The following is a 14,470-nucleotide window of genomic DNA, read 5'->3' on the forward strand; positions in this document are numbered from 1 at the left end:
TGAGCGGCTGAGTCCACAGGTGTGCACGGACCTGCGGGCGTAGGCTCGGACCCGGGTACTACAGCAACGACTACGTGCAAAGAGGGTCTCTGATGGAGCTCGGTCTCGTCGGTCTCGGCAAGATGGGCGGCAACATGCGCGAGCGCATCCGCCGCGCCGGCCACACCGTCGTCGGATACGACCGCAACCCGGACCTGGCGGATGTGAACAGCCTCCAGGAGCTTGTGGACAAGCTGAAGGGTCCGCGGGTGGTCTGGGTCATGGTGCCGGCCGGCGCCGCCACCCAGTCCACGATCGACGAGCTGGCCGAGCTGCTCTCGCCCGGCGACATCGTCGTGGACGGCGGCAACTCCCGCTGGACCGACGACGAGAAGCACGCCGAGGAGCTGAAGGCCAAGGGCATCGGCTTCGTCGACTGCGGCGTCTCGGGCGGCGTCTGGGGCCTGGAGAACGGCTACGCGCTGATGTACGGCGGCGAGAAGGACGACGTCGCCAAGGTGCAGCCGATCTTCGACGCCCTCAAGCCGGAGGGCGAGTTCGGCTCGGTGCACGCCGGCAAGGTCGGCGCCGGCCACTTCGCGAAGATGGTCCACAACGGCATCGAGTACGCGATGATGCAGGCCTTCGCCGAGGGCTGGGAGCTGCTGGAGAAGGTCGACTCCGTCACGGACGTGCGCGAGGTCTTCCGCTCCTGGCAGGAGGGCACGGTCATCCGCTCCTGGTTGCTCGACCTGGCCGTCAACGCCCTCGACGACGATGAGCACCTGGACAAGCTGCGCGGTTATGCACAGGACTCCGGCGAGGGCCGCTGGACTGTGGAAGCCGCCATCGACAACGCCGTGCCGCTGCCCGCGATCACGGCCTCGCTCTTCGCCCGCTTCGCGTCCCGCCAGGACGACTCCCCGCAGATGAAGATGATCGCCGCGCTGCGCAACCAGTTCGGTGGCCACGCGGTCGAGAACAAGAAGTAACCACCAGCAGTACTGGCACCACCACGCAGCCGGGGGAGGTCGGCGCACCGCCATGCACGTGACGCATCTGTCGCTCGCCGACTTCCGCTCGTACGCCCGGGCCGAGGTCCCGCTCGATCCGGGCGTCACGGCGTTCGTGGGCCCCAACGGGCAGGGCAAGACCAACCTCGTCGAGGCGATCGGCTATCTGGCCACCCTCGGCAGCCACCGGGTCTCCTCGGACGCGCCGCTGGTGCGGATGGGCGCCGAGCGGGCGGTCGTCCGGGCCGCCGTCACCCAGGGCGAGCGGCAGCAGCTGATCGAGCTGGAGCTGAATCCCGGCAAGGCCAATCGCGCCCGTATCAACAGGTCCTCGCAGGTCAAACCGCGTGATGTGCTGGGCATCGTGCGGACGGTGCTGTTCGCGCCGGAGGACCTGGCGCTGGTCAAGGGCGACCCCGGCGAGCGCCGGCGGTTCCTGGACGAGCTGATCACCGCGCGCTCGCCCCGGATGGCCGGGGTCCGCGCCGACTACGACCGCGTCCTCAAGCAGCGCAACACCCTGCTCAAGACCGCGGCGCTGGCCCGGCGTCACGGTGGCCGCCAGATGGACCTGTCGACGCTGGACGTCTGGGACCAGCATCTGGCCCGGGCCGGCGCCGAACTGCTGGCGCAGCGTCTCGACCTGATCGCCGCGCTGCAGCCGCTCGCCGACAAGGCGTACGAGCAACTCGCCCCGGGCGGCGGCCCGTTGGCGCTGGAGTACCGCCCCTCGGCGGGCGAGGCGATGGCCGGCGCGACGTCCCGCGAGGAGCTGTACGGCGTGCTGCTGGCCGCGCTCGGTGAGGCCCGCAAGCAGGAGATCGAGCGCGGGGTGACGCTGGTCGGCCCGCACCGCGACGACCTGGTGCTGAAGCTCGGCCAGCTGCCGGCCAAGGGCTACGCCAGCCACGGCGAGTCCTGGTCGTACGCGCTGGCGCTGCGGCTGGCCTCGTACGACCTGCTGCGCGCCGAGGGCAACGAACCGGTGCTGGTCCTGGACGACGTCTTCGCCGAGCTGGACGCCCGGCGCCGGGAGCGGCTGGCGGAACTGGTGGCCCCGGGCGAGCAGGTGCTGGTGACCGCGGCGGTCGACGACGACGTGCCCGGGGTGCTGGCCGGGGCGCGCTACGCGGTCTTCGACGGCGCGGTCGAGAAGGTGACCCCGTGAGCGAGCAGCAGTCCGACCGGCCCGAGCCCCCGGCGCTGTCCGGCGTGGACCTGGCCCGGCAGGCGCTGGTGGCCGCGAAGGAGCAGGCGCGGGCGCGGGGCGCGGCCGCGCAGCAGAAGAAGCAGGCCCGGCGCGGGGGCCTGCGCTCCGGCGCGCGGGCGGACGGCCGCGATCCGCTGCCGCTGGGCGCGGCGATCAACCGGCTGATCACGGAGCGCGGCTGGGAGACCCCGGCGGCGGTCGGCGGGGTGATGGGCCGCTGGCCGCAGCTGGTCGGCCCCGAGGTGGCGCAGCACTGCGAGCCGCAGCGCTACGACGAGGACGCCCGGGTGCTGACCGTGGCGTGCGATTCCACGGCGTGGGCGACCCAGCTGCGCCTGCTGGCCCCGCAGCTGGTGGCCCGGCTCAACGAGGACCTGGGCCACGGCACGGTCAAGATGCTCAAGGTGCTGGGTCCGGGCGGCCCCGCCCGCCGGTACGGAGCGCTGCGCGCCCCCGGCAGCAAGGGCCCCGGCGACACCTACGGATAGGCCGCAGGACACCGGTTCACCACTGGGGCGGGTGAGACTCCGCTCACGGTAGCCGCCGGTTGACAGCCGGAAGCGCTGAGTGCCCGCGTGAGCGTCCTGGGGCCCCGTCTCGGATATGGGGAGTCGGCGGACGGCGGTTCAGGGCGGCACATGACGACTCAGGTGCCTGCAAACCCCCATGAGTGTCGGCGCCACCGGTACACTGGTAGCAATCCCGCCCACTCGCGGAATATGTCGAACGACGCAGCCGCTCCCGCCTGTTTTCCCGGGGTGACCCACTCAGGCGTGGAAGGGGCTTGTGCTGTGCCAGAAAGGGCGCTTCGTGGCCGACTCCGGCGACCTCAACGAGAACAACACGGCTTCTACTGAAGAGGGGGTTCCTGCCGGCGCCATGGGCGACTCCTCGGTGGAGACGTCGTACGACGCCAGCGCGATCACCGTCCTCGAAGGCCTGGACGCGGTCCGTAAGCGCCCTGGCATGTACATCGGCTCGACGGGCGAGCGCGGTCTGCACCACCTCGTGCAGGAGGTCGTCGACAACTCCGTCGACGAGGCGCTGGCCGGCCACGCCGACACCATCGACGTGACGATCCTGGCCGACGGCGGTGTGCGGGTCGTGGACAACGGCCGCGGTATTCCCGTCGGCATCGTCCCGTCCGAGAACAAGCCGGCCGTCGAGGTCGTGCTGACCGTGCTGCACGCCGGCGGCAAGTTCGGCGGCGGCGGGTACGCGGTCTCCGGTGGTCTGCACGGTGTCGGTGTCTCCGTCGTGAACGCCCTGTCGACCCGGGTCGCGGTGGAGATCCGCACGGACGGCTACCGCTGGACCCAGGAGTACAAGCAGGGTGTGCCGACCGCCCCGCTGGCCCAGCACGAGGCCACCGACGAGACCGGCACCTCGGTCACCTTCTGGGCCGACGGCGAGATCTTCGAGACCACCACCTACAGCTTCGAGACGCTGTCCCGGCGCTTCCAGGAGATGGCGTTCCTCAACAAGGGGCTGACCATCTCGCTCAAGGACGAGCGCCCGGACCACGTGGACGAGGACGGCAAGCCGCTCTCGGTGCGGTACCACTACGAGGGCGGCATCGTCGACTTCGTGAAGTACCTCAACTCCCGCAAGGGAGAGCTGGTCCACCCGACGGTCGTCTCGGTCGAGGCCGAGGACAAGGAGCGGAACCTCTCCGTCGACCTCGCGATGCAGTGGAACACCCAGTACAGCGAGGGTGTCTACAGCTTCGCGAACATCATCCACACCCATGAGGGCGGTACCCACGAGGAGGGCTTCCGCGCCGCGCTGACGGGTCTGATCAACCGTTACGCGCGCGACAAGAAGCTGCTCCGCGAGAAGGACGACAACCTCACGGGTGAGGACATCCGCGAGGGTCTGACGGCGATCATCTCGGTCAAGCTCGCCGAGCCGCAGTTCGAGGGCCAGACCAAGACCAAGCTGGGCAACACCGAGGTCAAGACCTTTGTCCAGAAGGTGGTCCACGAGCACCTCAACGACTGGCTGGACCGCAACCCCAACGAGGCCGCGGACATCATCCGCAAGGGCATCCAGGCGGCGACCGCCCGCGTGGCCGCCCGTAAGGCGCGCGATCTGACCCGCCGCAAGGGCCTGCTGGAGACCGCGTCGCTGCCGGGCAAGCTGAGCGACTGCCAGTCCAACGACCCGACCAAGTGCGAGATCTTCATCGTCGAGGGTGACTCCGCCGGTGGCTCGGCCAAGTCCGGCCGTAACCCGGAGTACCAGGCGATCCTGCCGATCCGCGGCAAGATCCTCAACGTCGAGAAGGCCAGGGTCGACAAGATCCTGCAGAACAACGAGGTCCAGGCGCTGATCTCGGCCTTCGGCACGGGCGTGCACGAGGACTTCGACATCAGCAAGCTCCGCTACCACAAGATCATCTTGATGGCGGACGCCGACGTCGACGGCCAGCACATCAACACCCTGCTGCTGACGTTCCTGTTCCGCTTCATGCGCCCGCTGGTCGAGGCCGGTCACGTCTACCTCTCCCGCCCGCCGCTGTACAAGATCAAGTGGGGCCGGGACGACTTCGAGTACGCCTACTCCGACGCGGAGCGGGACGCGCTGGTCGAGCTCGGCAAGCAGAACGGCAAGCGGATCCGCGAGGACTCGATCCAGCGGTTCAAGGGTCTCGGTGAGATGAACGCCGAGGAGCTGCGCGTGACGACCATGGACACCGACCACCGTGTCCTCGGCCAGGTCTCGCTGGACGACGCGGCACGCGCCGACGACCTGTTCTCGGTGCTCATGGGCGAGGACGTCGAGGCACGCCGATCGTTCATCCAGCGCAACGCCAAGGACGTCCGCTTCCTCGACATCTGAGCCCTGTCGGCCCGATCAACAGCCGCAGCTCGAAAGGACTTTGAACCACCATGGCCGACGAGAACCCCCCTGTGACCCCGGACGGCGTGACCGCCGAGGGCGCGCCCGCCACCATCGAAGGCGTCGGGATGCGCGTCGAGCCCGTCGGGCTCGAGACGGAGATGCAGCGCTCCTACCTCGACTACGCGATGTCCGTCATCGTCTCGCGTGCGCTGCCGGACGTCCGGGACGGCCTCAAGCCCGTCCACCGCCGCGTCCTGTACGCGATGTACGACGGCGGGTACCGCCCCGAGAAGGGCTTCTACAAGTGCGCCCGCGTCGTCGGCGACGTCATGGGTACGTACCACCCGCACGGCGACACCTCCATCTACGACGCGCTCGTGCGTCTGGCGCAGCCGTGGTCGATGCGGATGCCGCTGGTCGACTCCAACGGCAACTTCGGCTCGCCGGGCAACGACCCGGCCGCGGCCATGCGGTACACCGAGTGCAAGATGGCGCCGCTGTCGATGGAGATGCTCCGGGACATCGACGAGGAGACCGTCGATTTCCAGGACAACTACGACGGCCGCAACCAGGAGCCGACGGTCCTGCCGTCCCGCTTCCCCAACCTGCTGATCAACGGCTCGGCCGGTATCGCGGTCGGTATGGCCACGAACATCCCGCCGCACAACCTCCGCGAGGTCGCCGCCGGTGCCCAGTGGGCGCTGGAGCACCCGGAGGCCTCCCACGAGGAGCTGCTGGACGCGCTGATCGAGCGGGTCAAGGGCCCGGACTTCCCCACCGGCGCGCTGGTGGTGGGCCGCAAGGGCATCGAGGAGGCCTACCGCACCGGCCGTGGCTCGATCACCATGCGCGCGGTCGTCGAGGTCGAGGAGATCCAGAACCGCCAGTGCCTGGTGGTCACCGAGCTGCCGTACCAGGTCAACCCGGACAACCTCGCCCAGAAGATCGCCGACCTGGTGAAGGACGGCAAGGTCGGCGGCATCGCCGACGTCCGTGACGAGACCTCCTCGCGCACCGGCCAGCGCCTGGTGATCGTCCTCAAGCGGGACGCGGTCGCCAAGGTCGTCCTCAACAACCTCTACAAGCACACCGATCTGCAGACCAACTTCGGTGCGAACATGCTCGCCCTGGTGGACGGCGTGCCGCGCACGCTCTCCCTGGACGCGTTCATCCGCAACTGGGTCACGCACCAGATCGAGGTCATCGTCCGCCGGACGAAGTTCCGGCTGCGCAAGGCCGAGGAGCGGGCGCACATCCTGCGCGGTCTGCTCAAGGCCCTGGACGCCATCGACGAGGTCATCGCGCTGATCCGGCGCAGTGACACGGTCGAGGTCGCGCGCGAGGGCCTGATGGGCCTGCTGGAGATCGACGAGATCCAGGCGAACGCGATCCTGGAGATGCAGCTGCGCCGGCTGGCCGCCCTGGAGCGCCAGAAGATCACCGCCGAGCACGACGAGCTGCAGCGCAAGATCGGTGAGTACAACGCGATCCTGGCCTCCCCGGAGCGCCAGCGGCAGATCATCAGCGAGGAACTCGCCGCGATCGTCGAGAAGTTCGGCGACGACCGGCGCTCCAAGCTGGTGCCCTTCGAGGGCGACATGTCCATCGAGGACCTGATCGCCGAGGAGGACATCGTCGTCACGATCACCCGTGGCGGCTATGTGAAGCGCACGAAGACGGACGACTACCGCTCGCAGAAGCGCGGCGGCAAGGGCGTCCGGGGTACGAAGCTCAAGGAAGACGACATCGTCGACCACTTCTTCGTCTCCACCACCCACCACTGGCTGCTGTTCTTCACGAACAAGGGCCGGGTCTACCGCGCCAAGGCCTACGAGCTGCCGGACGCCGGTCGCGACGCCCGCGGCCAGCACGTGGCCAACCTGCTGGCCTTCCAGCCGGACGAGCAGATCGCGCAGATCCTGGCGATCCGCGACTACGAGGCCGCGCCGTATCTGGTGCTCGCCACGAAGGCCGGCCTGGTGAAGAAGACGTCGCTCAAGGACTACGACTCGCCGCGGTCCGGTGGTGTCATCGCGATCAACCTGCGCGAGCAGGAGGACGGTACGGACGACGAGCTGATCGGCGCCGAGCTGGTCTCGGAGACCGACGACCTGCTGCTGATCAGCAAGAAGGCCCAGTCGATCCGCTTCACCGCGTCCGACGACGCGCTGCGGCCGATGGGCCGGGCGACCTCCGGCGTGAAGGGCATGAGCTTCCGCGAGGGCGACGAGCTGCTCTCGATGAACGTGGTCCGCGCGAACACCTACGTTTTCACGGCCACGGACGGCGGGTACGCCAAGCGCACCGCGGTCGACGAGTACCGCGTCCAGGGCCGCGGCGGTCTGGGCATCAAGGCCGCCAAGATCGTCGAGGACCGGGGTTCGCTGGTCGGCGCGCTGGTCGTCGAGGACACCGATGAGATCCTGGCCATCACGCTCGGCGGTGGCGTGATCCGTACGCGGGTCAACGAAGTCCGGGAGACCGGCCGTGACACCATGGGCGTCCAACTGATCAACCTGGGCAAGCGCGATGCCGTCGTGGGCATCGCACGGAACGCCGAGGCCGGCCGGGAAGCCGAAGAGGTCGACGGGGACGAGCCCGGGACCGAGGCGGCAGAGGTGACCGAGCCCCCGGCGGAGTAGCACGAGGAGTAGGTCATGAGTGGAGCCACGGGCGCTGCGGCGGGTGGACGGGGAGTGCGGAAGGACTCCCCGTCGGGACCCGCGACCGTGAAGGAGGACAGCGCCCGTGGCTCCGCCATTTCTGCCGACGGCCCCCGACACGAGGGCGCGCACCAGGGGGGACCCGTGAGCGACACCCGCCAGCCACAGCCGCAACCGCAGCCCCGGCCGCAGGATGCTGCCCCGCAGGCCGCAGAGGGCCCGCAAACGCCGTACCAGCCGCCCCAGGCCTATTCCACCGCCGGCGGGCCGGGCGGCGGCTCCAAAGCGGTCCGCAAGCCCCGTACGGGCGCCGTCACGGCTCCGCGGACGCGCAAGGCCCGGCTCCGGGTCGCGCGCGCCGATCCGTGGTCGGTGATGAAGGTCAGCTTCCTGCTCTCGATCGCGCTCGGCATCTGCACGGTCGTGGCCGTCTCCGTGCTGTGGATGGTCATGAACGCGATGGGCGTCTTCTCCACGGTCGGCGGGACGATCAGCGAGGCCACCGGCTCCGGCGACGGCGGTGGCTTTGATCTGCAGTCGTTCCTGTCGCTGCCGCGGGTGCTGCTGTTCACCGGGATCATCGCGGTGATCGACGTGGTGCTGGCGACCGCGCTGGCCACTCTCGGGGCCTTCATCTACAACCTCTCTGCCGGGTTCGTCGGGGGCGTGGAGCTGACCCTCGCCGAGGACGAATGAGGCGCGGACAGAAGGGCGTCCGGGGGGCTCCCGGAACCGATTTTGGGAACGCCTCTGAAGTGCGCTAATCTTTCGGTGCAGCGAACGCGCGGCTATAGCTCAGACGGTTAGAGCGCTTCCCTGATAAGGAAGAGGCCCCAGGTTCAAGTCCTGGTAGCCGCACTGCACCATCGGCCCGGCCGGGGAACTCCCCGCCGGGCCGATTCGTTGTTCCGGTGCGGAAGTTGGCTCGCGGCGGGCGCCCGCGAACGAGGTGTTGCCGACTGCGAGCTAGGTAACCGATCGGTATCGGCCGGTGTGTATCATCGGCCGACATAGGTCCCCTACGTCAACGAAAGACGAGGTCGCGCGGTGAAGAAGCTTCTCCTGGTCGCACTGGCCGCCATCGGCGGGCTCCTCGTGTACCGCCAGATCCAGGCGGATCGCGCCGAGCAGGATCTGTGGACGGAGGCGACCGACTCCGTGCCCGCAGGTTCGGGTGTCTGAGACCCACCTACGTACAGCAAGTTCGTACGAACCCCGATTGCCCGGTGGCAGTCGGGGTTTCGTATGTCCGGGGACGGGCTGGGCGGTGTGCGGTGGGGTGCCGGGGAGCGGGCCGGGGTGGCTGATTGTCGTTGCTGGACCGTGACGGTGATCCTCTTGAGTTTGCTATCGCACACCATTAGCTTGCATAAGCAAAGTTTCTGTCTGTGATGTGACCAGCAGGACTCTAGGGGGATCAAGGAATGGCACACCGACCACGCAGAGGGGCGGTGGCGTTGCTCGGCGGGCTGATGCTGGCCCTGGCCGCCGCGGCCGCACCGTTTCAGGCCACCGCCGCGGGCGCGTCAGAGGCGGCGCCGGCCGCGGCCGGCAGCGGCATGGTGATGGTGCTCGACTCCTCCGGCTCGATGAGCGGGAGCGACGGGGCCGGCAGCACCCGGATCGCCGCCGCCCGTAAGGCCGTGGGCGCCGTCGTGGACGCCCTGCCCGACGGCTATCCGACCGGTCTGCGGGTCTACGGCGCCGACAAGCCCAAGGGCTGCGACGACACCCGGCTCGTCCAGCCGGTCGCCGCGCTCGACCGGGCGGGGCTGAAGCGGGCCGTCGCGGGCGTCCGGCCGAAGGGCGACACCCCCATCGGGCTGTCGCTGCGCAAGGCGGCCGGTGACCTTCCCCAGCCGGCCGGCGGCTCGGGCGGCAAGCGCACGATCCTGCTGATCTCCGACGGTGAGGACAACTGCCAGGCACCGCCGCCGTGCAAGGTCGCGGCCCAACTCGCCGCGTCCGGCGTCGATCTGCACATCGACGCCATCGGTTTCCAGGTGGCCGGCAAAGCCCGCGCACAGCTGGAATGCATCGCCAAGGCCGGCAACGGCCGGTACTACGACGCCCCGGACGCCCGGGCGCTCGCCCGTCAGCTCCAGCGGGCCGGCCAACTCTCCGCGGACGGTTACCGGTTCAAGGGGAAGCAGGCCCGCGGCACGATGACGAAGAGCGGTGCACCGCACGTCGTTCCCGGCCAGTACCTGGACTCCATCGGGCCCAACGAGGAGCGCTGGTACGCGGTCGATCTGGACGCCGGTTCGACGGCCGACTTCTCGGCGACCGTGGTGCCGCAGTCCGGGGCCACCGTCGGCCTCCTCGACACCCTGAACACCCGGATCGCGTACGGCACCGACAGTGCCTGTGATTCCAGTACCGCGTTGTTCGGGCAGTCGGAGGGCGCCACGCCGCTGACGTCCGGCGTCAGCCGGGTCCCCGAGCAGACCGGCACCGGTCCCTGCGACGAGGCGGGCCGGTACTGGCTGGTCGTCCATCGCAAGGCCCCCAAGGGCTCGGACGCGGCGCGCTGGCCGATGGAGCTGACGTTTCACGTGGAACCACCGCTGACGAAGGGCGTCACCCCCGCGCAGTCGGAGCCCGAATACGGCGCGGGCGGGAAGGAAGCGACCCTGCCCACCACTGCCCCCCGGGACGTCACCGGCGGCACCGGCTTCAACGACGCACGCACCCTGCGCACCGGCGTCTGGCGGGACAGGATCCTTCCGGCGCAGACGCTTTGGTACAAGGTGCCGGTCGGCTGGGGCCAGCAGCTGCGCTACGACGTGGAGTTCGCCAACGAACCGACGGTCAGGGGGCACAGCGCCACCATCTCCTCCGGCGGCACCCAGGTCTACACGCCGTTCCGTACCCCGGTCGGCAGCGGCACCGGTGAGTTCGACCCCTCGGTCCCGTACGACGGCCGGCCGGCCGCCCTCAAGATGGGCACGGTCCCGGTCGCATGGACCAACCGCTACGAGAGCCATCCCAACGTCATTCCCGTGCATCAGAAGGGCGACTTCTACATCGCCGTGACGCTGGGCGCCAAGGCCGCCGAGATCGCCCAGAACCCGCGTATCGGGGTGGTGCTGAGGGTCGCGGTGCTGGGCAAGGAGAAGGCCGGCCCCGGAGCGGACGCGGCCACGGTCAGCGGTGCTGCCGCCGAGCGAACTCCCGGGGCCCGGGCGGCCGGTGCGTCACAGGACGATGGAGGATGGTCCCCAGCACGCGTGGTGGCCGTAGCCGTCGGTGCGGTGGGGGTCCTGATGCTGGCCGGTCTGGCACTGGCCTACGTACGGGCCCGGCGGAAGCCGGCGGTTCGCGGCGGGGATTCGGATCCGATGAGGGGTGGCTCGTGGTGACCGGACGCACGGCGAGGCGGACCGTGTTTCACGTGAAACACGGCGGACGGGCGGTCGCCGCGCTGGCGGCGCTGGCCGCGGTGGCCGTACTTCCCGGGACGGTGGGCGTGGCCTCGGCCGCGACCCTGCCCGGCTACCGGACGGCGGACGACGCCACGGCGGTCAAGGGCACCGCCAGCCGCGCGGACGCCCCCGCGCTCAAGCCCGGGCTGCACACCGACACCCTCCGGCGCGGTCAGCAGAAGTACTACGCGGTCACCCTCGACGCCACGACCAACGCCTACTTCTCGGTGGTTGCCGCGCCCCGGCCGGGCACGAAGATCGAGGACTACAAGGACCAGTTCACCGTCAGTGTCCAGGACAGCAGCGGCCAGCCCTGCGGCACGGATGCGACACCGTCCTTCCACGGCGGCGGAATGGCTTATCCGATCGCCGACTACGCCACCCGCCGCATCGGCAGCGACCGCACCCAGTGCCAGGAAGCCGGGCCGTACTTCGTCGTCCTCACCCGGGAGGGATCGCAGACCTCCGGGCCCGACGCCTGGCCGGTCGAGCTGGATTACCTGCAGGAGCCTGCGATCAAGGGCAGTGCCCCCGCCCGCCCGGAGCCGGGCTCCTGGTCCACCGCCACGCCCCCTGCGCGTACCGACTCCACCAAGCGCCGGGCCAAGGGCGGCACCAGCTTCAACGACGCGGGCTCGGTGGCCACCGGCGTGTGGACGGACCGCATCCAGCCGGGTGAGACCCGCTTCTACCGCGTTCCGGTGGACTGGGGCCAGCGGCTCAACCTCAGCGCGGAACTGCCCAACTCGACCACCGGAGAATCGCGCTTCCTCACCAACGCGCTCGGGCTGAGCGTCTACAACCCGGCCCGTGGTGCGGTCGGCAACGACAGCTTCGTCGCGTACGACAACGGGGCTGCCGCGAAGAAGTTCACCGCGCCCGTCGATTACGGCAACCGCTTCAACCCGACCGACGCGGTGAGCGCGATGCGCTTCGCCGGCTGGTACTACCTGGAAGTGAGCCTCAACCCCAACACCGCCCCGTACTTCTCCAAGGGCGCCGACCTCACGCTCCGGGTGGACGTCCGCCAGAGCCCCAAGCCAGGCCCCGCATACGCCTCCCCCAGCAAGGACTTCTCCGTCACGCCCGACGACCGCGAGGCGGCACAGAACGGCCGCACCGCAGCGGAGGACTCGGCGCGGAGCGGCACCCTGATGACGGTCGCGTACGCCGGGATCGGTACGGGCGTGGTGCTGCTGACCGGGCTCGGTGTGTGGACGCTGGTGGCCCGGCGGTCCGCGGCGGCCGGTCCGCCGGCCCAACGGACGCCGGAGGGCCGGCAGTTCGGGCCGCCGGGGGGCCGGTAGGCCGGGGCGGGGCCCGGCTTCAGGCCGTGAGCAGCGCCCAGACGCCGACCGCGATGCACAGCAGCGCCACGATCAGCACCGGGACCGCGACCTTCGGGGGCGGTCCCGGCTTGCGGTACGGGACGGGCGGCGCCACGGCCGGAGCGGCGACCGGCATACCGGCCGGCGGCTGCCCGGGAACCGGGTGCGGGCCCGCCGTGTAGGGACGGGTGGCGGCCGCCTCGGGACGGACCGTGGCGGTGGGTTCGTACGCCGGCACCGGGGGCGGCGGGGGCGCCGCGGGGACCGGCTGGGGCAGGGGAGCGGGCGTCGGCGGGGTGGACGGCTCCGGCGGGGCGAGCGGGAAGCTGTCAGTGCCGGTGAACGAGCCGCGCCCGGTCGTCCCGGTGCCGGTGAGGGAGCCGCGTCCGGCCGTCCCGGTGCCGGTGAAGGAGCCGCGTCCGGCCGTCCCGGTGCCGGTGAAGGAGCCGTGTCCGGTCGTCGTGGAATTGGTCGTCCCCGCGCCGGCCGCCTCGGGTCCGCCGTCCTGCGCGGGCTCGTCCGGCCCGCCGGTCGCCAGCGGCCCGTCCGGTCCGAACCCGGCCGGGAGCGGCCCGATGTGGTCGAAGACCTCGACGACCTCGTCCTCGACCGTCGCCTCCGGCAGCAGCTCGACCACCGACAGGATCGCCTTGCGCGCCCCCGTGGCCGTCTTGAACCGGGCGTCCGGGTTCGGGTGCACCAGGGACGCCAGCACCTGCCACAGCGGCTCCGGTACGCTCTCGGGCGCGCTCGGGATCCCGTCGGCGAAGTGCCCGATCAGCGCCTCGGGATCCGGTTTGACGCCGGTGAGCAGGTAGATCGCGACCAGCCCGACGGCGAACAGGTCGCCGGGGAAGTCCGGTTCGGCGCCCAGCAGCTGCTCCGGTGCGAAGTAACCGGGCGTCCCCACCACGTAGTTGGCCTCGGTGAGCCGGGGCTCGCCCTTGCGCATCGCGATGCCGAAGTCCGACAGCCGCAGATGCGGGCGGCCGGTGCCGGTGGCCTCCAGCAGGATGTTCGCCGGCTTGATGTCGCGGTGCACCACGCCCTCCGCGTGCACCGCGGTCAGCCCGGCCAGCAGCTGGTCCAGCAACGTGCACACGAACCGCGCCGGCAGGGGCCCGTAATCGCCGGTCAGATGGGCCAGCGAGCCGCCGCTCACCAGGTCCATGGTGAACAGCACCTTGTCGTCGTCCGCCGCCCAGCTCGCCGGGGCCAGCACGTGCGGATGGTCGATCCGCATGGCCTGTTCGCGGACAAAGCGCAGCAGCGTGTGCGCATCGCTCTGCTGGAGCACCTTCGCCGCCACGTACCGCCGCCGCCGGTGGTCCCAGGCGCGCCAGACCGCGCCCACCCCGCCGCGCCCGATCGGGTCGATCAGCTCGTACCGGCCGGCGAAGATCTCACCCATTACGCCCCGTCCGCTTCTTGGACCCGCGAAGTCCCCTGTGGCTAACTCTGGTGCGCCTCGTAGTGGGCGACCGCGTCCGCGGTGCGACCGGCACCGTAGACCCGGAGGAACTCTGCCAGTTCGGGGTGAGTGGGGGCGAGGGTGTTCGCCGCATCGATGATGTCCCCGGCGTCGGAGACCGAGCGCAGCAGCGACTGGATCTCGCGGACCACCCGGCGGACCGTGGTCGCCCCCGTCGACGACGTCTGCTGGGTGGTGTTGTTCAGCACCGAGCCGCCGGCCGTCTTCTTGATCTCTTCCATGCGGTCGGTGGCCTCGGCGGCGCTGACGCTGCCGTCCGCGACCTGGCCCGACAGCTCCTGCAGCGCCTGGACCCGCTGCACCACGGCCGGGTTGCCTATCTTCGCCCGCTGCCCGCTCATCAGCTGGGAGAGCATCGGGGCCGAGAGCCCGAGCACGGCGGCGAGCCGGGCCTGGTTGAGACCGAGGTCGTCGATGAGTCGGCGGAACAGCGCGCCCAGAGGCTCCCCGTACCAACTGCGCTGCAGCTCCCGGGCCCGCGCGCTGGCTTCCTGCTGTGCTGCGTCCATACCGTGT

General features: G+C 70.4%; 11 protein-coding genes and 1 tRNA gene. 10 read left to right on the forward strand and 2 right to left on the reverse strand.

What is annotated here, in order from left to right; genetic code table 11:
- Nucleotides 1–92: 92 nt before the first annotated feature.
- The 10 genes from gnd (at nt 93) to IG62_RS0105970 (ending at nt 12,441) form a co-directional block, all read left to right on the forward strand.
- Nucleotides 93–971, forward strand: a complete 879-nt coding sequence (gene gnd, locus IG62_RS0105925) for a phosphogluconate dehydrogenase (NAD(+)-dependent, decarboxylating) (RefSeq protein ID WP_030798389.1) — start codon at nt 93–95, stop codon at nt 969–971.
- A 52-nt stretch (nt 972–1,023) separates the two neighbouring features.
- Nucleotides 1,024–2,160: a DNA replication/repair protein RecF gene (gene recF / locus IG62_RS0105930; RefSeq protein WP_030798392.1), complete on the forward strand. Its 1,137-nt coding sequence runs from the start codon at nt 1,024–1,026 to the stop codon at nt 2,158–2,160.
- Nucleotides 2,157–2,690: a DUF721 domain-containing protein gene (locus tag IG62_RS0105935; RefSeq protein WP_030412284.1), complete on the forward strand. Its 534-nt coding sequence runs from the start codon at nt 2,157–2,159 to the stop codon at nt 2,688–2,690. The genes recF and IG62_RS0105935 overlap by 4 nt, the downstream gene beginning before the upstream one ends.
- 298 nt (nt 2,691–2,988) lie before the next feature.
- Nucleotides 2,989–5,043 carry a DNA topoisomerase (ATP-hydrolyzing) subunit B gene (gene gyrB, locus IG62_RS0105940; protein WP_030798393.1) on the forward strand — a complete coding sequence of 685 codons (2,055 nt, stop codon included), beginning with the start codon at nt 2,989–2,991 and terminating at the stop codon, nt 5,041–5,043.
- Between the two features lie 50 nt (nt 5,044–5,093).
- A complete protein-coding gene (gyrA, locus tag IG62_RS0105945; RefSeq protein ID WP_030798395.1) occupies nt 5,094–7,688 on the forward strand; it encodes a DNA gyrase subunit A in 2,595 nt (864 codons plus the stop codon).
- 15 nt (nt 7,689–7,703) lie between these two features.
- Nucleotides 7,704–8,405 carry a DUF3566 domain-containing protein gene (locus IG62_RS0105950; protein WP_078871843.1) on the forward strand — a complete coding sequence of 234 codons (702 nt, stop codon included), beginning with the start codon at nt 7,704–7,706 and terminating at the stop codon, nt 8,403–8,405.
- Between the two features lie 88 nt (nt 8,406–8,493).
- Nucleotides 8,494–8,567, forward strand: a tRNA-Ile gene (locus IG62_RS0105955).
- Between the two features lie 189 nt (nt 8,568–8,756).
- Entirely contained in the window at nt 8,757–8,891 is a 135-nt protein-coding gene (locus tag IG62_RS44280) for a DLW-39 family protein (protein ID WP_003958712.1), read from the forward strand.
- Between the two features lie 242 nt (nt 8,892–9,133).
- The gene (locus IG62_RS0105965; protein WP_234326299.1) at nt 9,134–11,071 is read left to right on the forward strand and encodes a vWA domain-containing protein; all 1,938 of its coding nucleotides are present in this window, start codon (nt 9,134–9,136) and stop codon (nt 11,069–11,071) included.
- Between the two features lie 32 nt (nt 11,072–11,103).
- Nucleotides 11,104–12,441 carry a hypothetical protein gene (locus tag IG62_RS0105970; protein ID WP_234326301.1) on the forward strand — a complete coding sequence of 446 codons (1,338 nt, stop codon included), beginning with the start codon at nt 11,104–11,106 and terminating at the stop codon, nt 12,439–12,441.
- 19 nt (nt 12,442–12,460) lie between these two features.
- On the opposite strand, the gene IG62_RS0105975 is transcribed toward IG62_RS0105970, so the two are convergent.
- A complete protein-coding gene (locus tag IG62_RS0105975) occupies nt 12,461–13,873 on the reverse strand; it encodes a serine/threonine-protein kinase (RefSeq protein ID WP_030798403.1) in 1,413 nt (470 codons plus the stop codon).
- Between the two features lie 41 nt (nt 13,874–13,914).
- Nucleotides 13,915–14,463: a helix-turn-helix domain-containing protein gene (locus IG62_RS0105980; RefSeq protein WP_030798406.1), complete on the reverse strand. Its 549-nt coding sequence runs from the start codon at nt 14,461–14,463 to the stop codon at nt 13,915–13,917.
- Nucleotides 14,464–14,470 lie beyond the last annotated feature (7 nt).

Source organism: Streptomyces sp. NRRL S-337 (genome assembly GCF_000720175.1).
In the GTDB taxonomy this organism is placed as follows: Bacteria; Actinomycetota; Actinomycetes; order Streptomycetales; family Streptomycetaceae; genus Streptomyces; species Streptomyces siderophoricus.

Excerpts from the sequence above, each read along its gene's own strand:
- IG62_RS0105980 (WP_030798406.1), bottom strand. The coding sequence starts at position 14,463 with ATGGACGCAGCACAGCAGGAAGCCAGCGCGCGGGCCCGGGAGCTGCAG.
- IG62_RS0105965 (WP_234326299.1), top strand. The coding sequence starts at position 9,134 with ATGGCACACCGACCACGCAGAGGGGCGGTGGCGTTGCTCGGCGGGCTG.
- gnd (WP_030798389.1), top strand. The coding sequence starts at position 93 with ATGGAGCTCGGTCTCGTCGGTCTCGGCAAGATGGGCGGCAACATGCGC.
- recF (WP_030798392.1), top strand. The coding sequence starts at position 1,024 with ATGCACGTGACGCATCTGTCGCTCGCCGACTTCCGCTCGTACGCCCGG.
- gyrA (WP_030798395.1), top strand. The coding sequence starts at position 5,094 with ATGGCCGACGAGAACCCCCCTGTGACCCCGGACGGCGTGACCGCCGAG.
- IG62_RS0105975 (WP_030798403.1), bottom strand. The coding sequence starts at position 13,873 with ATGGGTGAGATCTTCGCCGGCCGGTACGAGCTGATCGACCCGATCGGG.
- IG62_RS0105950 (WP_078871843.1), top strand. The coding sequence starts at position 7,704 with ATGAGTGGAGCCACGGGCGCTGCGGCGGGTGGACGGGGAGTGCGGAAG.